Consider the following 25,751-nt stretch of genomic DNA (forward strand, 5'->3'; position numbering starts at 1 on the left):
TGTTGAGTTGTTGAAACTCAGCAGATTTTTATATGTGAAAGAAATTTCAATTTTTTTCTTAAAATAGCTTGACAGATTAAATTTTTAGGAGTAGAATGTTTACCAGTTAATTAAATAGTTAAGGGGTTATCCATGAAAAAACAAAGTTTATTTTTAGTATTGTTAAGTGTCTTTCTTTTGTGTTTAGGGGCTTGTGGTCAAAAGGAAAGTCAGACAGGGAAAGGGATGAAAATTGTGACCAGTTTTTATCCTATCTATGCTATGGTCAAGGAAGTATCTGGTGACTTGAATGATGTTCGAATGATTCAGTCAAGTAGTGGGATTCATTCCTTTGAACCTTCGGCAAATGACATCGCGGCCATCTATGATGCAGATGTCTTTGTTTACCATTCTCATACGCTAGAATCTTGGGCAGGAAGTTTAGATCCCAATCTAAAAAAATCTAAAGTGAAGGTTTTAGAGGCTTCAGAGGGAATGACTTTAGACCGCGTCCCAGGGCTGGAAGATGTGGAAGCAGGGGATGGAGTTGATGAAAAAACGCTCTATGATCCTCATACTTGGCTAGATCCTGAAAAAGCTGGCGAAGAAGCTCAGATTATCGCTGATAAACTTTCAGAGGTGGATAGTGAGCATAAAGAAACTTACCAGAAAAATGCGCAAGCCTTTATCAAAAAAGCTCAAGAATTGACTAAGAAATTCCAGCCTAAATTTGAAAAAGCGACTCAGAAAACATTTGTAACACAACATACAGCCTTTTCTTATCTAGCGAAGAGATTTGGACTTAATCAACTTGGTATTGCAGGTATCTCTCCTGAACAAGAACCAAGTCCACGACAACTTACAGAAATTCAGGAATTTGTTAAAACATATAAGGTTAAAACAATTTTTACAGAAAGTAATGCTTCTTCAAAAGTAGCTGAAACTCTTGTCAAATCAACAGGTGTGGGTCTTAAAACTCTGAATCCTTTAGAGGCAGACCCACAAAATGACAAGACTTATTTAGAAAACCTGGAAGAAAATATGAGTGTTCTAGCAGAAGAATTAAAGTGAGGAAAGAATGAAAATCAATAAAAAATATGTAGCAGGTTCAGTGGCAGTTCTTGCCCTAAGTGTTTGTTCCTATGAACTTGGTCGTTACCAAGCTGGTCAAGTTAAGAAAGATTCTAATCGAGTTGCTTATATAGACGGTGATCAGGCTGGTCAAAAAGCAGAGAACTTGACACCAGATGAAGTCAATAAGAGAGAGGGAATCAACGCCGAACAAATTGTTATCAAGATTACGGATCAAGGTTATGTGACCTCTCATGGAGACCATTATCATTACTATAATGGCAAGGTTCCTTATGATGCCATCATCAGTGAAGAACTGCTGATGAAAGATCCGAATTATCAGTTGAAGGATGCAGATATTGTTAATGAAATCAAGGGTGGCTATGTGATTAAGGTAGACGGGAAATACTATGTTTACCTTAAAGATGCGGCTCATGCGGACAATATTCGGACAAAAGAAGAGATTAAACGTCAGAAGCAGGAACATAGTCATAATCATGGAGGCGGTTCTAACGATCAGGCGGTAGTTGCAGCCAGAGCGCAGGGTCGCTATACAACGGATGATGGTTATATCTTCAATGCCTCTGATATCATTGAGGATACGGGTGATGCTTATATCGTTCCTCATGGCAATCACTTCCACTATATTCCTAAGAGTGACTTGTCTGCGAGTGAATTAGCTGCTGCCCAAGCCTTCTTATCTGGAAAAGGTGGTCAATTAAGTACGGTTGCATATCGTTCCAGCAGAGCTGAAACAAGATCTAGTGTGAGAACGAGTCCATCTGAGACACCTCAAGATTCTGCAACAGCTCCTGAAAGTCAAAGTGAGGATTTAGCTAGTCTCCTTCAAGAATTGTACGCCTTGCCACTTAGCCAACGTCATGTGGAGTCTGATGGCTTAGTATTTGACCCAGCACAGATTACAAAACGTACAGCAAATGGTGTGGCAGTGCCTCACGGGGATCATTTCCATTTCATTCCTTATTCGCAAATGTCTGCTTTGGAAGAAAAATTGGCTCGAAATCTACCAATTGGAGGTCAGCCAGTTCAAAGTCATTCTGACAATCCGAAAACAAGCAGTACAGAGAAACCAAGTTCAACACCAAGTTCACCGATTAAACCAAACTTTAATCTCAATAAGCCGGCACCGAATAGAGCAACTGGAGGCGCCTATACAACGGATGATGGGTATGTCTTTAGTCCGACAGATGTGATTGAAGATACAGGTGACGCTTTTGTTGTACCGCACGGAAATCATTTCCACTATATACCTAAGAGTGATTTGTCAGCAGGAGAATTAGCTGCCGCCCAAGCTTATTGGAATGGTAAACAGGGTTCTCATTCTTCTACAAGCTCAAGTAAACCAAGTAGTGATAATGCTAAACCAGCCCAACCAAGTTTGACAGAGAGTCCAAACCTGACTGTCACCCCAACATATCATCAAAATCAAGGGGAAGATATCCCAACACTTTTAAGTGAATTGTATGCCAAACCTTTATCAGAACGACATGTAGAATCTGATGGATTAGTCTTTGATCCGGCACAGATCATCAAACGTACAGCAAACGGTGTAGCAGTGCCACACGGAGACCATTATCACTTTATTCCTTATTCACAAATGTCTGATCTAGAGCAGAAGATTGCAAGAATGATTCCACTTCATTATAGTTCAAGTCATTTGTTACCATCAAGACCAAATCTAATCCCTGCTCCAGAGCTTACCCCAGTACCAAGTCCGCAACCTACCCCAAATCCTCAACCAGCTCCAAGCAATCCAATTGATGGAAAATTGGTGAAACAGGCGGTTCGAAAAGTAGCTGATGGTTATGTCTTTGAGGAGAATGGAAACTCGCGCTATATCTCTACTAAGGAGCTTTCAGCAGAAACTGTTGTAGCCATTGATAATAAACTTGCTAAACAAGAAAGTTTGTCTCATGTGTTAGGAGCTAAGAAAAGTATCATCCCTTCTAGTGAGCAAGAATTTTACAACAAGGTTTATGATTTACTAGCAAGAGTTCATAAAGATTTGATTTCTAATAAAGGTCGCCAAGCTGAATTTGAAACTTTGGATACACTTTTGGAACGTCTTAATGATGTCTCAAGTGATAAAGTCAAGTTAGTTGATGATATTCTTACCTTCCTAGCACCAATTACCCATCCAGAGCGACTTGGCAAACCAAATGCTCAAATTGCTTATACGGACGATGAAATTAAATTAGCGAAATTAGCAGGTAAGTATACAACAGAAGATGGCTATATCTTTGATCCTCGTGATATAACGAGCGATGAAGGCGATGCCTATGTAACTCCGCATATGACTCATAGTCATTGGATCAAGAAAGAAAGTTTGTCTGAAGCTGAAAGAGCAGCAGCTCAGGCTTATGCTAAAGAGAAAGGTTTGACGCCTCCTTCAACAGATAATCAGGGTTCAGGAAATACTGAGGTTAAAGGAGTAGAAGCAATCTATAATAAAGTGAAGGCAGCTAAGAAAGTTCCACTTGATCACATGCCTTACAATCTCCAACATACTGTTGAAGTTAAAAACGGTAGCTTGATTATACCTCATTACGACCATTACCATAACATTAAATTTTCTTGGTTTGACGAAGGACTATATGAGGCACCTAAAGGTTATAGCCTTGAGGATCTTTTTGCGACTGTAAAATATTATGTTGAACATCCAAATGAACGCCCTCACTCAGATAATGGTTGGGGAAATGCCAGCGACCATGTTCGTAAAAATAAGGCAGACCAAGACAGTAAACCTGATGAAGATAAGGAACATGATGAAGTAAGTGAGCCAATTCGCCCTGAATCTGATGAAAAAGAGAATCACGCAGGTTTAAACCCTTCAGTAGATAATCTTTATAAACCAAGCACTGATGAAGACGAGACAGAGGGATTAGCTAACGATACAACAGACGAAGCTGAAGTCCCTCAAGTAGAGACTGAAAAAGTAGAAGCCAAGCTTAAAGAAGTAGAAGATCTACTTGATGCAGTAACGGATGCTAGCTTGAAAAACAATGTGACAGAGAGCCTAGCTGGTTTACGAAATAATCTGAGTCTCCAAACCATGAATAATAATGGCATCATGGCAGAAGCAGAAAAATTACTTGCTTTGCTAAAAGGAAGTTAGTCAGTTACGACGAAACCAGAAGCATAATTTTATCTTGTTAAATTAAAATGATGTAAGAGTCAGTAGCAATACTGGCTTTTATTTATCTTGCTCCGTAAGGTTCAGGCTAAATAAACCACCTGATTTTTTGGGGCTCTGGCTTCATTTAGGAGAAATCAATCTACATCCAAGGTTAGTAACTTAATCATAGGTCTTCCTTTGTTAGAGAAGATGATGGTAAAAGGGGAGGGGGTAATTGATTTTACAGTCTAGGATGTTTTGATAACAATTCACGATTTGAAGAGGATATTTTGAAAAGATATTCTATACTAAACTTGTTATACAGTTAAGTAAACCATTCTATTCAATAATCTAGCCAAGGAAAACAGAGGATTTAATATGAAAAAACGAATTATTCAGATTTTACTAGCATTATCCTTAATTTTTTACAAATCAACTTGGTTTTGGAGGCTTTTCAATCATCTCGCAAAGCCTTATCTACCAGCAAATCGTGAGTTTTTTCAGATTCTGCTTTTGCTGGAAAGTGGTGTTCTTTTGTCAGCAGTCATCTATCTACTAGTTTTTACAGGAAAGAAGACTTTTCATTTCAAGTGGCAGCTGAGGTATTTTATCTACCTTTTACTGGGTTACATCACTTTGTATATGTCTGACTTCCTCTTGTCTTATTTCATACCCTCGTCTTCAAATCAAATTTCTTTGAATGAAACGATAGAAATGATAGGGAGACAGGAATTACCCTATTTCTTGCTCATAGCTTGCTTCATCGGCCCTATTACTGAGGAATTGATTTATCGCGGTGTGCTTATGACAACCTTTTTCAAAAATTCGCCTTGGTACGGAGATGTCTTGCTTTCTGCTATTATTTTCGGTTATATTCATATCAATTTCTCTTTAACACTTCTTGCTTTTTTCATTTATGCTAGTGGAGGGCTTATTTTGGCTATATTGTATCGTATGACAAAAACTCTCTACTATCCAATAGTGGTTCATATCCTCATCAATATCACTGCTTTCTGGAACTTATGGTTACTCCTATTTTCAGGAAGTTAGCTTACTAAAACAATGTCGGAACTTTCCGGCATTTTCTTTTCAACAGATGGATAAGAACTGATTATTTTCAGACTTGGCTGGCTAATCATGGTATAATAAAAGGTAATGAAAAATTCCAACGAGGCAGAGATGAAATTACTTTATACTGATATTCGGACTTCTTTGACTGAAATTCTAACTAGGGAGGCTGAGGAGCTAGTTGCTGTGGGCAAGCGGGTCTTCTACATCGCTCCCAACTCTCTTTCTTTTGAAAAGGAACGCGCCGTGCTGGAATGCTTGTTCCAGCAGGCTTCTTTTGCGATTACCGTCACGCGCTTTGCTCAAATGGCTCGTTACTTGGTCTTGAATGACTTACCAGCTAAAACTACTCTTGATGACATCGGTCTTGGGATGGCCTTTTACAAATGCCTTGCTGAACTTGATCCCAAAGACTTACGAGTATACGGTGCCATCAAGCAGGATCCTCAATTTATCCAGCAGTTGATTGAGCTTTACCACGAGATGACCAAAGCTCAGATGAGTTTTTTGGACTTGGAGAGTTTGACGGATGATGACAAGCGAGCAGACTTACTCTTGATTTTTGAGAAAGTAACGGCCTATCTTAATCAAGGTCAATTGGCTCAAGGAAGTCAGTTGTCCCATTTGATTGAGGCTATTGAGAATAACAAAGTTAGTAGTGATTTTACTCAAATCGCCTTGGTCATTGATGGATTTACCCGTTTTTCTGCTGAGGAAGAGCGGATTGTGGACCTACTTCACGGCAAGGGTGTTGAGATTGTCATTGGAGCCTATGCTAGTAAGAAAGCCTATACCAGTCCATTCGCTGAAGGCAATCTCTATCAAGCCAGTGTGGAGTTTCTCCGTCATTTAGCTGCTAAATACCAAACGCCTGCTCAGGATTATTCTCAAACTCATGAGAAGATAGATAGCTTTGACAAGGCCTCTCGTTTGCTGGAGTCTTCTTATGACTTTTCAGAACTCGCTTTGGATGTCGATGAGAAAGACCGTGAAAACTTACAAATCTGGTCTTGCTTGACACAAAAGGAGGAGTTGGAGTTAGTAGCCCGCAGCATTCGTCAGAAATTGCACGAGAACTCAAATCTGAGTTACAAGCATTTTCGTATTCTATTGGGGGATGTAGCGTCTTATCGATTATCTCTAAAAACAATTTTTGACCAGTATCAGATTCCTTTCTATCTTGGTAGAAGCGAGTCCATGGCGCACCACCCTTTGACGCAGTTTGTTGAGTCTATTTTGGCTTTAAAACGCTATCGTTTCCGTCAGGAGGACTTGATTAACCTTCTTAGAACAGGTTTGTATACAGACTGCAGTCAGGCTGATATTGACGCATTTGAGCAATATATCCGCTATCTTGGTATCAATGGCTTGCCATCCTTTCAGCAAACTTTTACCAAATCCCACCATGGAAAATTTGATTTGGAAGGTTTGAATGTCCTTCGTTTGCGGATTGTATCACCTCTTGAGAATCTCTTTGCCAGTCGAAACCAAAAGGCTGAAAACCTCTTGCAAAAGTGGAATAGCTTTCTAAAAGAAAGTTCAGTGACCAAGCAGTTACAAGATTTGACAGCCACTATGGAAGCTGTAGAACAGGAAAGACAAGCCGAAGTTTGGAAGGCATTCTGCCATGTTTTAGAACAATTTGCGACTGTTTTTGCTGGTTCACAGGTTAGTCTAGAGGACTTCCTAGCCTTGCTCCATTCTGGAATGAGTCTATCTCAATACCGTACTATTCCAGCGACAGTGGGCACCGTTCTGGTGCAGAGTTACGATTTGATTGCGCCCTTAACAGCTGACTTTGTCTACGCCATTGGGTTGACTCAGGACAATTTACCAAAAATCGCGCAAAATACCAGTCTTTTAACTGATGAAGAAAGGCAAAACCTAAACCAAGCGACAGAAGAAGGCGTTCAATTGCTGATTGCCAGCAGTGAAAATCTCAAGAAAAATCGCTATACCATGCTTTCCTTGGTCAATTCTGCGCGTAAGCAGTTGGTCTTGTCGGCTCCAAGCCTTTTTAATGAAAGTGAAAGTAAGGAGTCAGCTTATCTTCAAGAGCTGGTCCATTTTGGATTTAGTCGAAAAGAGAAGAGGATGAATCACAAAGGGCTGTCTAAGGAGGATATTGGCTCCTATCACAGTCTTTTGTCCAGTCTGGTTGCCTATCACCAGCAGGGCGAGATGAGTGAGACTGAGCAAGATTTGACATTTATTAAGGTTCTGGCGCGTGTCATGGGTAAAAAACTTGACCAAAAAGGTCTAGAAAATCCAGCCCTCCCAACCAGTCCAAGTAGTAAGCAGTTGGCTAAGGACACCTTACAAGCTCTCTATCCAGCTGACAAGGAGTTTTACCTTTCTACATCAGGTTTGACGGAGTTTTACCGGAACCAATACAGTTATTTCCTCCGTTATGTTTTAGGCTTGCAGGAAGAATTACGTCTGCGTCCTGATGCCCGTAGTCACGGAAATTTCTTGCACCGTATTTTTGAACGTGCCTTGCAGTTGCCTGATGAAGATTCCTTTGATAACCGTCTAGAACAAGCTATTCAAGAAACCAGTCAAGAACGCGAATTTGAAGCAATTTATCAGGAAAGTTTGGAAGCCCAGTTTACTAAAGAAGTTCTGCTTGATGTGGCACGGACGACTGGACATATTCTCAGACACAATCCAGCCATCGAAACCATCAAAGAGGAAGCGAATTTTGGCGGCAAAGATCAAGCCTTTATTCAATTAGACAGTGGTCGCAGTGTCTTTGTACGAGGTAAGGTTGACCGCATTGACCGATTGAAAGCTGATGGAGCGATAGGAGTAGTAGACTACAAATCCAGTCTGACTCAGTTCCAGTTTCCTCATTTCTTTAATGGGCTCAATTCCCAGTTGCCAACCTATCTAGCTGCCTTAAAAAGAGAAGGAGAGCAGAATTTTTTTGGTGCCATGTACTTGGAAATGGCTGAGCCTGTCCAATCTCTGATGGCCGTTAAAAGTCTGGCAGGTGCAGTAGTAGAAGCTAGCAAGTCAATGAAATACCAAGGGCTCTTTTTAGAAAAAGAAAGCAGTCATTTGGGTGAATTTTACAATAAAAACAAGGCTAATCAGCTGACAGATGAGGAATTCCAGCTCCTACTGGACTACAATGCCCATCTTTACAAGAAAGCGGCTGAGAAGATTTTAGAAGGTCAGTTCGCCATTAATCCTTATACCGAAAATGGCAGAAGTATTGCACCGTATGTTCAGCAACATCAGGCAATTACAGGATTTGAAGCCAATTACCACTTGGGCCAAGCCCGTTTTCTAGAAAAGTTGGACTTAACTGATGGCAAGCGTCTGGTCGGAGAAAAACTCAAGCAAGCTTGGTTTGAAAAAATAAGAGAGGAGTTGAATCGATGAAGCCCATTCCCTTTTTAACTGAGGAGGAAATTCAAAAACTGCAAGAAGCAGAAGCCCATTCGAGCAAGGAACAGAAGAAAACTGCCGAGCAAATTGAAGCCATCTACACTTCTGGTCAAAATATCCTTGTCTCAGCGTCTGCTGGTTCTGGGAAGACTTTTGTCATGGCAGAGCGCATTCTAGATCAATTGGCGCGTGGTGTCGAAATTTCTCAACTCTTTATCTCAACCTTTACCGTCAAGGCTGCGACTGAACTTAAAGAACGTTTGGAGAAAAAAATCAGCCTGCAAATCCAAGAAGCGGATGATGTCGAACTCAAACAACACTTGGGTCGCCAGTTGGCAGACCTACCCAACGCAGCCATCGGAACCATGGACTCCTTCACACAAAAATTCCTTGGTAAACATGGCTATCTGCTTGATATTGCGCCTAATTTCCGTATTTTACAAAACCAAAGCGAGCAACTTCTTCTAAAAAACGAAGTCTTTCATGAGGTATTTGAAGCCCATTACCAAGGTAAACAGAAAGAGACCTTTAGTCATTTGCTGAAAAATTTTGCTGGGCGTGGCAAGGATGAACGGGGACTGCGCCAGCAAGTCTATAAAATCTATGACTTCCTCCAATCTACCAGTAATCCTCAGAAATGGCTGAGTGAATCTTTTCTCAAAGGCTTTGAGAAAGCTGATTTTAGCAGTGAAAAAGAAAAACTGACCACACAAATCCAGCAAGCTCTTTGGGACTTGGAAAGTTTCTTCCGTTATCATCTGGATAATGATGCCAAGGAGTTTCCAAAGGCTGCTTATCTAGAAAATGTCCAGTTTATTCTGGATGAAATTGGCTCCTTAAATCAAGAGTCGGATAGTCAGGATTATCAAGCGGTGCTTTCGCGTGTTGCCGCAATTTCGAAAGAGAAAAACGGCCGAGCTCTGACCAATGCCAGTCGCAAGGCTGATTTGAAGCCACTGGCCGATGCCTACAATGAAGAAAGAAAATCCCAGATTGCAAAACTAGGACAACTAGCAGACCAGATAACAATTCTCGACTATCAAGAACGTTATCATGGAGACACTTGGAAACTAGCTAAAACCTTCCAAACCTTTATGAGCGATTTTGTGGAGGCTTATCGTCAGCGTAAACGTCAGGAAAATGCCTTTGAATTCGCTGATATCAGCCATTACACCATTGAGATTTTAGAGAAATTCCCGCAAGTCCGTGAAGCTTATCAGGAACGTTTCCATGAAGTCATGGTAGACGAGTATCAGGATACCAACCATATTCAAGAACGGATGCTGGAATTGCTATCTAATGGCCACAATCGCTTTATGGTGGGAGATATCAAGCAGTCCATCTACCGATTCCGTCAAGCAGACTCGCAGATTTTCAATGAGAAGTTCCAACGCTATGCGCAAAATCCAAAAGAGGGCAAGCTGATTCTCCTGAAGGAAAATTTCCGTAGTAGTTCAGAATTGCTGTCAGCAACCAATGATGTCTTTGAACGTCTCATGGACCAAGAGGTCGGCGAAATCAACTATGATAACATGCACCAGCTTGTTTTTGCCAATACCAAACTGACTCCTAATACAGACAACAAGGCAGAATTTCTTCTCTACGACAAGGGCGATACAGGTGAGGAAGAAGAGAGTCAAACAGAAACGAAACTAACAGGCGAAATGCGTCTGGTTATCAAGGAAATTATTAAACTCCATAAGGAAAAAGGTGTTGCTTTTAAAGAAATTGCCCTTCTGACCTCCAGTCGCAGTCGTAATGACCAGATTCTTCTATCCCTGTCTGAGTACGGGATTCCTGTCAAAACCGATGGAGAGCAAAACAATTATCTCCAATCCCTAGAAGTGCAAGTCATGCTAGACACCCTTCGTGTCATTCACAATCCTCTCCAAGACTATGCCTTGGTTGCCCTTATGAAGTCTCCTATGTTTGGCTTTGATGAGGACGAGTTAGCACGTTTGTCCCTTCAGAAAGCAGAGGATAAAGTCCACGAAAATCTCCATGAAAAACTGATCAATGCACAAAAAATGGTAACAAGCCAGAAAAACTTGATTCACACGGCTCTAGCTGAGAAACTAAACCAATTCATGGATATCTTGGCTTCTTGGCGCTTGTATGCCAAAACCCACTCCCTATATGACCTGATTTGGAAGATTTACAACGACCGCTTTTATTATGATTATGTTGGGGCTTTGCCAAATGGTTCTGCTAGACAGGCCAATCTCTATGCCCTAGCACTGCGTGCTGATCAATTTGAAAAGAGCAATTTCAAGGGCTTGTCACGTTTTATTAGCATGATTGACAAGGTCCTAGAAGCCCAGCACGATCTTGCAAGCGTGGCAGTCGCACCGCCAAAAGATGCAGTAGAGCTCATGACCATTCACAAGAGTAAAGGGCTAGAGTTTCCTTACGTCTTCATCCTCAATATGGATCAAGATTTCAACAAGCAAGACTCTATGTCAGAGGTCATTCTCAGCCGTCAGAATGGTCTTGGTGTCAAATATATTGCCAAAATGAAGACAGGAGCAGTGGAAGATCACTATCCTAAAACCATCAAACTCTCCATTCCTAGTCTGACCCATAGACAGAACGAAGAAGAATTACAGCTGGCAAGCTATTCTGAGCAAATGCGTCTACTGTATGTTGCTATGACACGGGCTGAGAAAAAGCTCTATCTTGTCGGTAAAGGTTCTTGTGAAAAGCTGGAAGCCAAGGAATACCCAGCGGCTAAAAATGGAAAACTAAATAGATCTACTAGACTGCAAGCAAGGAATTTCCAAGATTGGCTTTGGGCTATCAGTAAAGTGTTTGCAAAGGATAATCTCAACTTTAGCTATCGTTTTGTTGGTGAGGATCAGTTGACTAGAGAAGCTATCGGAGAATTAGAAAATAAGAGCCCTCTCCAAGATAGCTCCCAAGTAGACAATCGCCAGTCAGAAACCATCAAAGAAGCCCTTGAAATGCTGAAAGAGGTGGAAGTTTATAATACACTTCATCGCGCAGCCATTGAACTGCCTAGTGTTCAAACCCCAAGTCAAATCAAGGAATTCTACGAACCTGTTATGGATATGGAGGGTGTTGAGATTGCTGGTCAAGTCCAGTCAGTAGACAAGAAAATCAACTTTGATTTGCCAGATTTTTCAACCAAAGAAAAGGTAACAGGAGCTAAGATTGGTAGTGCTACCCACGAACTGATGCAGAGAATGGACCTCAGTCAGCGACCAACGCTTGCTAGCCTGACAGAAACTCTCAAACAAGTTCAAACCAGCCAAGCTGTCAGAGACAAGATTAATCTTGCTAAAATTCTTTCATTCTTTGATACAGAACTCGGTCAGGAAATTCTTACTAATACCGACTATCTCTACCGCGAGCAACCCTTCTCCATGCTTAAACGAGACCAAAAGAGTCAGGAAGACTTTGTTGTCCGTGGTATCCTTGATGGCTATCTACTTTACGAAGACAAAATTGTTCTGTTCGACTATAAGACAGACCGCTATGATGAACCAAGTCAACTTGTAGACCGCTATCGTGGTCAGTTAGCCCTATACGGAGAGGCTTTATCTCGAGTCTATTCGATTGAAAATATTGAAAAATACTTGATTTTACTGGGTAAAGAAGAGGTTCAAGTTGTAAAAGTATAATCTAGAAAGGAGACATCATGACACTGCCAGTTAGAAAATCCCTGCACGATGCGGTTTTACAGGCTTCAAAATCTGATACTTGGGAACAAGCTACCAAGGAATGGAATGAAGTTTCCTTGATTTTTAACGGTATCGGCCGTAGCAATTGTGTCTGTGGGAATGCCATCAAGTACGCCTACGAACTCTTTAATGGTGTCACAGGCCAACGTCTCTTTCCAATTGGTAGCGACTGTGTTCGTCATTTTCATCGATTGTCCCTTGACCAGCAATTGGAAGAGGAAGAAAAACTGCTCAGAAAGGTTGAAAATCTGACCAGAAAAGCCCAGAAAAAAGAGAAAATCAAGGTCAATAAAAGTGACTTTGACGAGCGTCTTCTAAAGTGGCTCTGGGAAAAAGGTGTTTTTAAACCCAATCGTGGAAATCAGTTCTCACCTGAGAAAGACTACCAGCTCTTCCTAGAAGTCTTTCAAGGAGGAAGTTGGACCAAAGCAGAGCCCAAGAAGAAGGCTCGTATGGAAGAAGTCCTTGAAAAGTGTATCAAACCCTTTTTACTTGGAAAGCCGGATGACCAACTCTACCTTGTCAAGCTAGGCAAGGAGAAAATTGACTACGAGCAAGAACTCCGTATTCAGGCAGAGAAGGAGCGAAAGAAGAGGGATAAAATCGCCAAGCAATATGCAGACAATCTGGTTCTAGCTATGGGACCAGCAGAGCGTGCCTACCAAGATTACTTTGGCTTTACAGAGACCCTGACTCAAGAAGAACGCAAGTGGGAGAAAATTCTTTTTGGTAAAAATCGAACAGAACGGGCTGTCAAGGCCAAACAATACCAAAAAGAGTTGGAAAAAGACCAACGAATTGCCGGTCAAGATCCAATTGAAAGAAAGCAGAAGCAGACCTGGCTCCTCAATTCCTATTTTCGTGAGCTTCCTGAAGAAAAATCCCGATTTTCTAGGCTCTTATTAGAATATCGAAAAAGTGGAGAAGTGCCATTTTCAACTGAATATCTGTCAGACCATCTGCTCGACTTTTTCTATAAAATGAAAGCCTTTGAGTTTGAAATTGCACCAGAACAAGTTCGAGATTTTCTAAAAGAAAGTCTCCAGTCAGATCATCTATCCTCAGCACAGGAAAGCTGGATAGAAGGAATTCTCCTAAACTGCCTCAAACCATTTTTAGAACGATTATTGATATGAGTAACACCTGCCGTGGAAATGCCATGGTAGGTGTTATTTTATCCAAAAAAATAATAGGGAATTGCAAAACTACTACTTGGTATTTTATATATAAAACAAAGTATGAAAACGTAACGCAATTTTAAGACTTTTTGGTAAATTAAGAGTATAATCAAAGTGTGATGCCTTTTTTATAGATAATACACTAATATATCAAAGGCTTTCGTAAGATAAATATAAATTTTATTTCAAGGAGGAATAATGGAAAAGTATTTTGGTGAAAAACAGCAGCGTTTTTCATTTAGAAAATTATCAGTAGGACTTGTATCTGCAACGATTTCAAGTTTATTTTTTATGTCTGTATTAGGTAGTTCATCTGTGGATGCTCAAGAGACTAAAGGTGTTCACTATAAATATGTGACAGATTCAGAGCTATCATCAGAAGAAATAAATAAGCTTGTCTATGATATTCCGACATACGTGGAGAATGATGATGAGACTTATTATCTGGTTTATAAATTAAATTCCCAAAATCAACTGGGGGAATTGCCAAATACTGGAAGCAAGAATGATATGCAAGCCCTAGTTGCTGGTGCTAGCTTAGCTGCTCTGGGAATTTTAATTTTTGCCGTTTCTAAGAAAAAAGTTAAGAATAAAACAGTATTACATTTAGTATTGGTTGCAGGAATAGGAAATGGTGTCCTAATATCAGCTCATGCTTTAGAAAATAATCTCTTACTGAATTACAATACGGACTATGAATTGACCTCTGGAGAAAAATTACCTCTTCCTAAAGAGATTTCAGATTATACTTATATTGGATATATCAAAGAGGGAAACATAACTTCTGAATCTAAAGTAAGCAATCAAGAGAAATCAGTATCTAGTCCAACAACTCAACAAAAGGTGGATTATAGTGTTACACCGAATTTTGTAGAGAATCCATCAACAGTACAAGCTATTCAGGAACAAACACCTGTTTCTTCAACTAAGCCGACAGAAGTTCAAGTAGTTGAAAAACCTCTCTCTACAGAATTAACCGATCCAAGAAAAGAAGAGAAACAATCTTCAGATTCTCAAGCACAGTTGGCAGAACATAAGAATCCAGAAACGAAGAAAGAGGAGAAGATTTCTTCAAAAGAAAAGACTGGCGTAAATACATTAAATCCACAGGATGAAGTTCTATCAGGTCAATTGAACAAACCTGAACTCTTATATCGTGAGGAAACTATAGAGACAAAAATAGATTTTCAAGAAGAAGTTCAGGAGAATCCTGATTTAGCTGAAGGAACTGTAAGGGTCAAACAAGAAGGTAAATTAGGTAAGAAAGTTGAAATCGTCAGAATATTCTCTGTAAACAAGGAAGAGGTTTCACGAGAAATTGTTTCAACTTCAACGACTGCGCCTGTTACAAGAATAGTCGAAAAAGGTACTAAAAAAGCTCAAGTTATAAAGGAACAAGCTGAGACTGGTGCAGAACATAAGGAAGTACAGTCTGGAGCTATTGTTGACCCTGCAATTCAGCCTGAACTACCAGCAGCTGTAGTAACCGACAAAGGTGAGCCAGCAGTCCAACCAGTGTTACCGGAAGCAGTTGTAAGTGATAAAGGTGAACCAGAAGTTCAACCAGCGTTGCCGGAAGCAGTTGTAACTGAAAAAGGCGAACCAGCAGTCCAACCAGAGCTACCGGAAGCGGTTGTGACTGACAAAGGTGAGACTGAGGTTCAACCAGAGTCGCCAGATACTGTGGTAAGTGATAAAGGTGTACCAGAAGTCCAACCAGCGTTACCAGAAGCAGTTGTAACAGATAAAGGCGTACCGGAAGTTCAACCAGAGTTGCCAGAAGCTGTAGTAAGTGATAAAGGTGTACCGGAAGTTCAACCAGAGTTGCCAGAAGCTGTAGTAAGTGATAAAGGTGTACCAGAAGTCCAACCAGCGTTACCAGAAGCAGTTGTAACATATAAAGGTGAAGCTGAACAGGTAGCCACTATACCAGAATATACAGGCGTACAAGCTGGCGCTATTGTTGAACCCGCAATTCAGCCTGAATTACCGGAAGCAGTAGTAAGCGATAAAGGCGTACCAGAAGTCCAACCAGCGTTACCCGAAGCTGTTGTAACTGAAAAAGGCGAACCAGAAGTCCAACCAGAGCTACCGGAAGCGGTTGTGACTGACAAAGGTGAGACTGAGGTTCAACCAGAGTCGCCAGATACTGTGGTAAGTGATAAAGGAGAACCTGAACAGGTAGCCCCACTACCAGAATATACAGGTGTACAAGCTGGAGCGATAGTAGAACCAGAGCAGGTAGAAGCACCGAAAGAATACACAGGAGTGCAAGCCGGAGCAATAGTAGAACCAGAAAAAGTAGAACCATCAAAAGAATATACGGGTGTACAAGCTGGAGCTATTGTTGAACCAGAAAAAGTAGAGCCACCAAAAGAGTACACAGGCGTACAAGCTGGCGCTATTGTTGAACCAGAGCAGATTGCCCCCCTACCAGAATACACAGGTCCACAGGCAGGAGCAATAGTAGAACCAGAACAAGTGGGACCACTACCAGAATATACAGGCGTACAAGCCGGAGCTATTGTTGAACCAGAACAAGTAGTACCCCTACCAGAATACACAGGCGTACAAGCCGGAGCTATTGTTGAACCAGAACAAGTAGTACCCCTACCAGAATACACAGGCGTACAAGCTGGAGCATTAGTCGAACCAGAACAAGTAGCCCCCTTACCAGAATATACAGGCGTACAAGCTGGAGCTATTGTTGAACCAGAACAGGTAGATCCACTTCCTGAATACAAGGGGAATATCGAGCAACTTAAACCTGAAACTCCTGTTGAGAAGCCGAAAGAAACAGATCCAGAGAAAACAATAGAATTAAGAAGTGTTTCTGATGTGGAGCTCTATAGTTATGAAGGAGATCGGTCAAGACAGCATACAAGCTTGGATAAAGTACCAGATAATAAATCTGCTTATTTCATTAAGGTGAAGTCAGCTAAATTTAAAGATGTACTGCTTCCAGTTTCAAACATTGAGGATACTACAAAAGATGGCAAACCAGTCTATAAAATCACGGCTAGATTAGAACACTTGAAGCAATCTGTAGATAATCAATATCAAGACAATTTTACTTATTATCTTCCAAAACTTGTTCAAAACGATAGCCCTATCTACACATCATTTAAAAAATTAGTAACTGATATGAATAGTAGACCTGATGGAACTTTCACTTTGGGTGCAACAATGAATGCTCGTGAGGTTGAGTTAGGTGAAAACCAAGAAAGTTATATTACAAATAACTTTACAGGGAAATTGATTGGTAGTCATCAGGGTAAACATTATGCTATCTATAATTTGAAAAAGCCGTTATTCAATAGATTAGAACACGCTACTGTTAAGGATCTCACCTTAAAAGATGTCAATATTTCTGGTAAGAATCATGTCGCATCAGTTGCTAAGGAAGCAACAAATTCTTCAACTTTAGAGAACGTTCACGCAAATGGAATCATTGCTGGTGAGCTAGGTATCGGAGGACTTGTCCAAAAAGTTGAAAATTCTACCGTAAGTAATAGTAGCTTCACCGGAAGAATAACAAATACTTTTGTTACAACCTCTCAGTATGCAATTGGTGGTCTAGTCGGTCAATTAACTGGTACGAATGCTAGTGTAGGTCATTCTATAGCATCAGTAACTATTTCAAGCAATGCAGAACGTTCTAACCAAACCATTGGCGGAATTGCAGGTATCGTAGAAAATAATGCAACTGTAGCAAATAGTTATGCTGAAGGTGAAATAAATAATGCTAAACCATTCGCTAGAGTTGGTGGAGTTGCAGGTTCCCTATGGACACAAGAAGGTGGAGCAGATGATAATACCGGCCACTTGAATAACGTTCTCAGCGATATGAATATTACAAATGGGAATGCGATTTCTGGATACCATTTTGATGGTATGAAGCAGACAAAGGTATACAGTAATAAAGACAATAAGGTAGTTAATGTTCAAGCAGTTGGAGATGAGGTAATGTCAGTTGATTCCACTGTAGAACGTGGTACTGAGATTGAAAAAACAGCAGTTCAAGCCAAGAAAGACCAGATTACTACAAAGAAAACTATAACCGTGGAAGATTTTACAAATTCTGCTAAACAGGATGTAGATTATACCAAGGCAGCTCATTATCAGGAGACAAGAAAAGTTGCATATAAAAATATAGAAAAATTATTGCCTTTCTATAATAGAGACACCATTGTGAAATATGGAAATCAATTGTCAGCTGATAATAATCTATTTAAGAAAGAATTGTTATCTGTTGTTGCTATGAAAAATGAGGAAGTGGTTTCAGATATTACTTCAGATAAGCACTCTATCAATCACTTACTACTACATTACAAAGATGGAACATCTGAGAAAGTGAGCTTAACCTACCATAGTGATTTTGCAAATCTGGCTGAGTATACTATTGGAAGTACAGGTCTAGTATACACACCAAATGCTTTCCTAAAAGATTATACGTCTATAATAAACAGAGTTAAAAATGACTTAAATACAGTGCAGTATGATCCAACTACTCTTAAGAATTTGTTAGGAATCTCTGATAATGTTAAATTAACAGAACTCTATCTAGATGAGCAATTCGCTAAAACCAAAGAGCACTTGACTGAGACTCTTAAAAAATTGCTTTCAGCTGATGCTGCTGTTACTGGAAATAATAGTGCTATTGACAATTACATCGTTGATAAAATCAAGCGAAACAAAGAAGCTTTGATGCTAGGATTAACCTATCTAGAACGCTGGTATGGTTTCAAATTTGATAAGGCTAGCGCAAAAGATTTGCTTATGTTCCATATGGATTTCTTTGGTAAGGGAAATACCTCTCCTCTTGATACGATTATTGAACTAGGTAAATCTGGCTACAACAATCTCTTGGCTAAAAATAATGTGGTTACTTATAATGCCTTGTTAACGAATAACTACGGTACAAAAGATTTGTTTAGTGCTTTAGAAGTTTACCGTAAAGCATTTGCACCACATCAAACTAACAATGAATGGTTTAAATCACAGACAAAAGCCTTAATCGTTGAAGAAAAATCTAATATTCCAGAAGTGAGGGCTAATCAGGAAAAAGTTGGCAGCAAGTATTCTATTGGTGTTTATGATCGAATCACTAGCGACAGTTGGAAATACCGTAACATGGTACTGCCTCTACTAACATTGCCAGAAAGATCAGTATTTGTCATTTCAACTATCTCTAGCCTAGGCTTTGGTGCTTATGATCGTTACCGTAATAAAGAGCATCAAGCAAATGGTGATCTAAATAACTTTGTTGAAAAGAGCGCTCACGAAACTGCCGAACGTCAACGAGATCACTACGATTATTGGTATCGTATTCTAGATAAGGAAGGGCGTGAGAAGCTTTACCGAAATATCTTGCTTTATGATGCCTATAAATTTGGAGATGACCATACCAATGGAAAAGCCCAAACAGTATCAGATTTTGATAGTCCAAATCCTACAATGAAACATTTCTTTGGACCTGTTGGAAATAAAGTTGGTCATAATGGACACGGTGCTTATGCTACAGGGGATGCCGTTTATTATATGGGTTATCGTATGTTGGATAAGGATGGAGCTATCACTTATACACATGAAATGACGCATGACTCAGATCAGGACATCTATCTTGGTGGCTATGGTCGAAGAAGTGGCTTGGGACCAGAGTTCTTTGCCAAAGGCTTATTACAAGCACCAGACCATCCAGATGATGCGACAATCACCATCAACTCGATCTTGAAACATTTAAAATCGGATAGTAAAGAAGGAGAACGATTACAAATACTCGATCCAACTACGAGATTTAAAGACGCGACAGATCTTCAAAAATATGTACACAACATGTTTGATGTTGTTTATATGTTGGAATATCTTGAAGGAAATTCAATTCTTAAATTGGATACGAATCAAAAACAACAACTTCTTAGAAAAGTTACAAATGAGTATCATCCAGATCCAGATGGAAATAGTGTCTATGCAACAAATGTAGTTAAAGATTTGGCATATGCAGAAGCTGAAAAATTACATTCATTTAATGATTTGATTGAGAATAATATTATTTCGTCTAGGGAATATGCCTTAGGTGAATACGAAAGAAATGGCTACTTCACTATTAAATTATTTGCGCCGATTTATGCAGCATTAAGTAATGATGACGGAACGCCAGGTGACCTGATGGGACGTCGTATGGCCTATGAACTATTAGCTGCTAAAGGATTTAAAGATGGTATGGTGCCATATATTTCAAATCAATTTGAACCCGATGCTAGGGCAAATAATAAAACGATTACCTCATATGGTAAGACTAAAGGATTGGTAACAGATAAATTAGTACTTCAAAAATTATTTAATGGTCAATACGACACTTGGAGTGATTTTAAAAAGGCCATGTATAAAGAGCGACAAGACAAATTCAGTCAATTGAATAAAGTTACCTTTAATGATACAAGTAAATCATGGACAAGCTTTGCAACCAAAACTACAAGCAATATAGATGAGTTGCAACAACTAATGAATGAAGCTGTCCGCAAGGATACAGAAACTCCTCATTGGAATAACTATAATCCAGAAACAGACAGTGCAGTTCATAAGTTGAAGAGAGCAATCTTTAAAGCTTATCTTGACCAAACTGATGATTTTAGAAGTTCAATTTTTGAAAATAAAAAATAGTGTTTACTGTTAGGAAATAAAATTAAAGAAGGTGATTACGCTTGTCATTATTTAAAAAAGAACGATTTTCGATCCGAAAAATCTGTGGGATTGTTGGTTCGGTGTTACTCGGAAGTGTCTTGGTTGCACCGTCAGTAATTCATGCTTCTACCTATCATTATGTTGAAAAAAGCGCTCTTACAAAGGAAGAACAAAGCAAGATTCAGGAAGGAATTCCTACTGATAATGAAGCAAGTTATGCTCTTATTTATCAGCAGGAAGCTCTTCCTGCAACAGGTTCATCGACTTCTGTGTTTACAGCTTTAGGTCTATTAGCTATTGGGAGTTTAGTTCTTTTAGTTCATAAAAAGAAAAAAGTTGCTAGTCTGTTCTTAGTTACTACTATCGGACTAATTAGTCTTTCTAGTATGCAAGCTCTCGATATAGGCAATCCTTTGAAAGCTCCAAGTAATGAAGGAGTAGTTCAAATTGCTGGATATCGTTATATTGGATACTTACCCCTTAATGATAATGCAATTTCAGAAATTCAACATAAGGATGAGAGGACAAAAAATGTTCCAGTATCTGAAACTCAGGAAAGTATCCCTAATGAAGCGCCTAAAGCTGAGAAACCTAAATACACTGAGCCTGTAAGTACAGTCCCAGACGAGGCGCCTAAAGTAGAAAAACCTGACTATACGCAACCAATAGGTACAAACCTTGTAGAGCCAGCAGTTCAACCGGCATTACCAGAAGCTGTTGTGACTGACAAAGGGGAACCAGAAGTTCAACCAGCGTTGCCAGAAGCTGTTGTGACTGACAAAGGGGAACCAGAAGTTCAACCAGCGTTACCAGAAGCTGTTGTGACTGAGAAAGGGGAACCCGCAGTTCAGCCAGCATTACCAGAAGCTGTTGTGACTGAAAAAGGAGAACCCGCAGTTCAGCCAGCATTACCAGAAGCTGTTGTGACTGAAAAAGGAGAACCGGAAGTTCAGCCAGTGTTACCCGAAGCAGTAGTCACAGAAAAGGGAGAACCCGCAGTTCAGCCAGCATTACCAGAAGCTGTTGTAACTGACAAAGGCGAACCAGAAGTACAACCGGCCTTACCAGAAGCTGTTGTGACCGACAAAGGGGAACCAGAAGTTCAACCAGCGTTACCAGAAGCTGTTGTGACTGATAAAGGGGAACCAGAAGTTCAACCAGTGTTACCCGAAGCAGTAGTCACAGAAAAGGGAGAACCAGAAGTTCAAGCTGAGTTGCCAGAATATACGTCAAAAGTTGCTCCAACTTTGACTTTAGATAAGGTTACAGAAGATGCGATGGATCGTTCAGCTAAATTGGATTACACTCTTGAAAATACAGGTAATGCTGAAATCAAGAGCATTATAGCTGAGATTAAAGATGGGAATACTGTTGTTAAGCGAGTTGATTTATCTAAAGAAAAATTGACAGACGCTATTCAAGGTTTGGATTTATTCAAAGATTATAAAATTGCAACAACAATGACTTACAACCGTGGTGAAGGTGATGAAACATCTAAATTAGATGAAAAACCTTTACGTTTAGAGTTGAAAAAAGTTGAAATTAAAAATATCGCATCTACTAATTTAGTGAAGGTAAATGATGATGGTACTGAAACACCTAGTGATTTCATGAGCGAAAAACCTTCTGATGAAGATGTGAAGAAAATGTACTTAAAAATCACTAGTCGTGATAATAAAGTAACACGTTTAGCAGTTGATAAAATTGAGGAAGTAACTGAAGAAGGTCAAAAACTTTATAAAATTACGGCTGAAGCTCAAGATTTGATTCAACACATTGATCCATCTAAGGCGCGCAATAAGTATGTTTATTATATAGAAAAACCCCATCCTAAAGAAGATAATGTCTACTATAACTTTAAAGATTTAGTAGAGGCTATGAATGTTAATAAAAATGGTACATTTAAAATCGGAGCAGATTTGAATGCAACGAATGTACCAACACCTAACAAACAATATGTTCCAGGTACGTTTAAGGGACATCTATCAAGTGTTGATGGTAAACAATATACAATTCATAACATTGCCCGTCCCTTATTTGACCGTGTTGAAAATGGTTCTGTGAAAAATATTAATTTAGGTAATGTGGATATCAATATGCCTTGGGCTGACGGAATAGCACCTGTTGCCAATATGGTGAAAAATGCAACTGTTGAAGATGTTAAGGTAACTGGTAGTGTAGTTGCTAATAACAATATTGCGGGTATCGTCAATAAAATCGATAGTGGTGGTCAGTTGACAAATGTAGCCTTCATCGGTAAACTCACGGGTGTTGGTGATAAAGGTCAATATATGGCTGGTATTGCCGGTGAGATTTGGAGAGGTAATGTTGCAAAAGCATATGTCGAGGCTGATATTGTTGCCAACAGAGCCCGTATAGGTGGTTTAGTTGCTAAAACAGATAATGGTAACGACTCTATGGGAATTGGTAAATATGGTTCAATTCGTAAATCAGTCACCAAAGGAACCATTAAGACTAAAGTTTTGTTTGAAACAGGTGGATTTATCAATAGCAATCTTCCTTTTGGTAAACTGGAAGATAATATTTCAATGATGAGAGTTGAAAATGGTGAAGAGTTCTTTGGTTCTTCAGATTTGGACTACGATGGTGGTTATTTCACAAATGGATGGTTAGAGCGTAACTTTGTTGTCAAAGGTGTCAGTTCAGGTAAGCATTCATACAAACGTTCTCGTGACAAAATTAAAGAAATTAATCAAGATGAAGCTAACAAGAGAATTGCAGCCTTTAATATTACTGCTGATAAATACGAAATCAACGAACCTGTGGTCAATCGCTTAAATCGTTTAACCAGAAGAGAAGATGAATATAAGTCAACCCAAGACTATAAAGTAGATCGAGATCTGGCTTATCGTAACATTGAAAAACTTCAACCGTTCTACAACAAAGAGTGGATTGTCAACCAAGGTAACAAACTTGCAGAAGATTCAAACTTAGCTAAGAAAGAAGTCCTTTCTGTTACGGGAATGAAGGATGGTCAATTCGTGACCGATTTATCGGATATCGATAAAATAATGATTCACTATGCAGATGGTACAAAAGAAGAAATGGGGGTCACACTCAAGGATTCTAAAGTCCAACAAGTGCGTGAATATAGCGTATCTGGTCTTGGTGATGTTGTCTATACACCGAATATGGTTGTTAAAAATCGAGACAAACTGATTGCAGATGTGAAAGAGAAGTTATCTTCAGTCACATACGATTCGCAAGATGTTCGTAAAATTATTGGAAATCCAGCTGATTTGTATCTAGAAGAAAGCTTTACTGACGTCAAAGACAATCTTGATAAATTTGTGAAAGCTTTAGTCGAAAATGAAGATCATCAATTGAATAGTGACGAAGCTGCGATGAAAGCACTTGTGAAGAAAATTGACGATAATAAAGCGAAAATTATGATGGCTCTATCTTACTTGAACCGTTACTATAACATTAAGTATACTGACAACAGTATGAGTATCAAAGACATTATGATATTTAAACCTGACTTCTACGGTAAAACACCAAGTGTATTAGATCGCTTGATTAACATCGGGTCTAGCGAGAAGAACTTAAAGGGTGACCGAACTCAGGATGCTTATCGTGAAATCATTGCAAGTAATACTGGTAAAGGTAGTCTTCGTAACTTCCTAGAATACAACATGCGTTTGTTTACAGAGGATAAAGACATTAATGATTGGTTTATCCACTCAGCTAAGAATGTTTATGTTTCAGAACCTAAAACTACAAATCCTGACTTTATTAATAAACGTCATAGAGTCTTTGATGGGCTAGATAACGGTGTTCATGGTCGTATGATTTTACCACTTCTAACGCTTAAAGATGCCCATATGTTCTTAATTTCAACATATAACACGATGGCGTACAGTTCATTTGAGAAATATGGAAAACATACAGAAGAAGCTCGAAACGAATTTAAGAAAGAAATTGATAAAGTTGCTAAGGGACAACAAACGTATCTTGATTTCTGGTCCAGATTAGCTCTACCTAATGTTCGTGATAGATTACTTAAGAGTCAAAATATGGTACCGACACCAGTTTGGGATAACCAAAACTACCATGGAGTCGACGGTGCCAACAGCATGGGGTACGGAAAGAACGGGGCAATTATCAGACCTATTAGAGAATTGTATGGTCCAACTGGCAAATTCCACGCAACAAATGGAGCCATGGGAGCTATGGCTAGTATTTACGATAGTGCAAACAATAATGACCAAGTTTACTTTATGGTAACTGATTTAATATCACAATTTGGTATTTCAGCCTTTACACATGAAACAACACACGTCAATGACCGAATGCTCTATTACGGAGGATACAGTCAACGTGTTGGTACAAATGCAGAAGCCTATGCACAAGGTATGCTGCAAACACCTGATAGTTCAACGACTAATGGTGAATACGGCGCACTTGGAATTAACATGGCTTACCATCGTCCAAATGATGGTAACCAATGGTACAACCCAGATCCTGACAAATTAAAGACACGTGATGACATTGACCGCTACATGAGAAACTACAATGAAGCTATGATGTTGCTTGATTATGTAGAAGCTGATGCTGTACTTCCTAAAATTAAGGGAGACAATAGTAAGTGGTTCAAGAAGATTGACAAAGAAATGCGCTCTAAGATTCAGTACAATGATCTTTTAGGTCCAAACCAATGGGATAGTGTCCGTGATTTGAAAGGTGAAGAAAAGGTAATGACTTTATCTAGCGTCAATGATTTAGTGGATAATAACTTCATGACGAAACATGGAAATCCAGGTAACGGACGTTATCGCCCTGAAGATTATGCTGTCAACTCAGCATATGTAAACGTCAATATGATGGCTGGTATTTATGGTGGTAATACTAGTCTTGGAGCTCCTGGTTCATTATCATTCAAACACAATGCCTTCCGCATGTGGGGTTATTATGGATATGACAAAGGTTTCACTAGTTATGTATCTAACAAATACAAAGATGCAGCTATTAAAGAAAATAAAGGTTTGCTAGGCGATGACTTTATTATTAAGAAAGTATCTGGAGACAAGTTCAAGACACTTGAAGAGTGGAAGAGACATTGGTACGAGGAGGTTTTTGCTAAAGCTAAGAAAGGCTTTGAAGGTATCGATATTGATGGCGTCCATATCAGTAACTATGATGAGTTAAGGCCTTTATTTGATAAAGCAGTCGAAGAAGATTTGAAAAAAACAGATGACTTCTCTCATACTGTAGCTCTTAAATCTAAGGTATTCAAAGCCCTTCTTAAAAATACAGACGGTTTCTTTAATAAACTGTTTAAAAAAGACATTTAAATGTTTAGAATATAAAGGGAACAGTTTTTTGCTCCCTCTGAAAAGTCATCATTTGATGGCTTTCAAAAAGCACCTCAAAAAAGGTATTGCCAAGTTGCAATACCTTTTTTTGAGGCTCTTTTATCTTGTTCTTGTTTCAATTGACGATACCACATTATGTACTGTTTTGCTTCATTTTATTATAAAAGGACTTAGTCCTATGCAGTACAGAACTAAATCCTTTCAA

Annotated in this window: 8 protein-coding genes; all 8 read left to right on the forward strand. The window is 39.4% G+C overall.

The annotated features are described in order from the left end of the window. Positions 1–132: 132 nt before the first annotated feature. The 8 genes from adcAII to QM424_RS00970 all read left to right on the forward strand — a co-directional run bounded on the left by adcAII (position 133) and on the right by QM424_RS00970 (position 25,525). Positions 133–1,050 (forward strand): zinc-binding lipoprotein AdcAII, encoded by a 918-nt coding sequence (gene adcAII, locus QM424_RS00935; protein WP_000744916.1) that lies wholly within the window; start codon positions 133–135, stop codon positions 1,048–1,050. A gap of 7 nt (positions 1,051–1,057) precedes the next feature. After that, positions 1,058–4,186 (forward strand): pneumococcal-type histidine triad protein, encoded by a 3,129-nt coding sequence (locus QM424_RS00940; RefSeq protein ID WP_414392652.1) that lies wholly within the window; start codon positions 1,058–1,060, stop codon positions 4,184–4,186. Between the two features lie 378 nt (positions 4,187–4,564). Next, the gene (locus tag QM424_RS00945) at positions 4,565–5,236 is read left to right on the forward strand and encodes a CPBP family intramembrane glutamic endopeptidase (RefSeq protein WP_414392653.1); all 672 of its coding nucleotides are present in this window, start codon (positions 4,565–4,567) and stop codon (positions 5,234–5,236) included. Positions 5,237–5,365: 129 nt separating this feature from the next. Next, positions 5,366–8,641, forward strand: coding sequence for an ATP-dependent nuclease subunit B (rexB, locus tag QM424_RS00950; RefSeq protein ID WP_414392654.1), 3,276 nt, complete (start codon positions 5,366–5,368; stop codon positions 8,639–8,641). Beyond that, positions 8,638–12,288: a helicase-exonuclease AddAB subunit AddA gene (gene addA / locus QM424_RS00955; RefSeq protein ID WP_414392655.1), complete on the forward strand. Its 3,651-nt coding sequence runs from the start codon at positions 8,638–8,640 to the stop codon at positions 12,286–12,288. The genes rexB and addA overlap by 4 nt, the downstream gene beginning before the upstream one ends. A gap of 17 nt (positions 12,289–12,305) precedes the next feature. After that, on the forward strand, positions 12,306–13,484 hold the full coding sequence (locus QM424_RS00960; protein WP_414392656.1) for a hypothetical protein: 1,179 nt from the start codon (positions 12,306–12,308) through the stop codon (positions 13,482–13,484). 240 nt (positions 13,485–13,724) lie between these two features. Next, positions 13,725–20,189, forward strand: a complete 6,465-nt coding sequence (locus QM424_RS00965; RefSeq protein WP_414392657.1) for a ZmpA/ZmpB/ZmpC family metallo-endopeptidase — start codon at positions 13,725–13,727, stop codon at positions 20,187–20,189. 41 nt (positions 20,190–20,230) lie between these two features. After that, on the forward strand, positions 20,231–25,525 hold the full coding sequence (locus QM424_RS00970) for an SIALI-17 repeat-containing surface protein (RefSeq protein ID WP_414392658.1): 5,295 nt from the start codon (positions 20,231–20,233) through the stop codon (positions 25,523–25,525). Positions 25,526–25,751 lie beyond the last annotated feature (226 nt).

The sequence above is a fragment of the Streptococcus mitis genome (genome assembly GCF_047464945.1).
GTDB classification, from domain to species: Bacteria; Bacillota; Bacilli; order Lactobacillales; family Streptococcaceae; genus Streptococcus; species Streptococcus mitis_EA.

Bases quoted from the DNA above. Each gene is read 5' to 3' on its own strand.
- adcAII (WP_000744916.1), top strand. From the start codon at position 133: ATGAAAAAACAAAGTTTATTTTTAGTATTGTTAAGTGTCTTTCTTTTG.
- QM424_RS00940 (WP_414392652.1), top strand. From the start codon at position 1,058: ATGAAAATCAATAAAAAATATGTAGCAGGTTCAGTGGCAGTTCTTGCC.
- QM424_RS00945 (WP_414392653.1), top strand. From the start codon at position 4,565: ATGAAAAAACGAATTATTCAGATTTTACTAGCATTATCCTTAATTTTT.
- rexB (WP_414392654.1), top strand. From the start codon at position 5,366: ATGAAATTACTTTATACTGATATTCGGACTTCTTTGACTGAAATTCTA.
- addA (WP_414392655.1), top strand. From the start codon at position 8,638: ATGAAGCCCATTCCCTTTTTAACTGAGGAGGAAATTCAAAAACTGCAA.
- QM424_RS00960 (WP_414392656.1), top strand. From the start codon at position 12,306: ATGACACTGCCAGTTAGAAAATCCCTGCACGATGCGGTTTTACAGGCT.
- QM424_RS00965 (WP_414392657.1), top strand. From the start codon at position 13,725: ATGGAAAAGTATTTTGGTGAAAAACAGCAGCGTTTTTCATTTAGAAAA.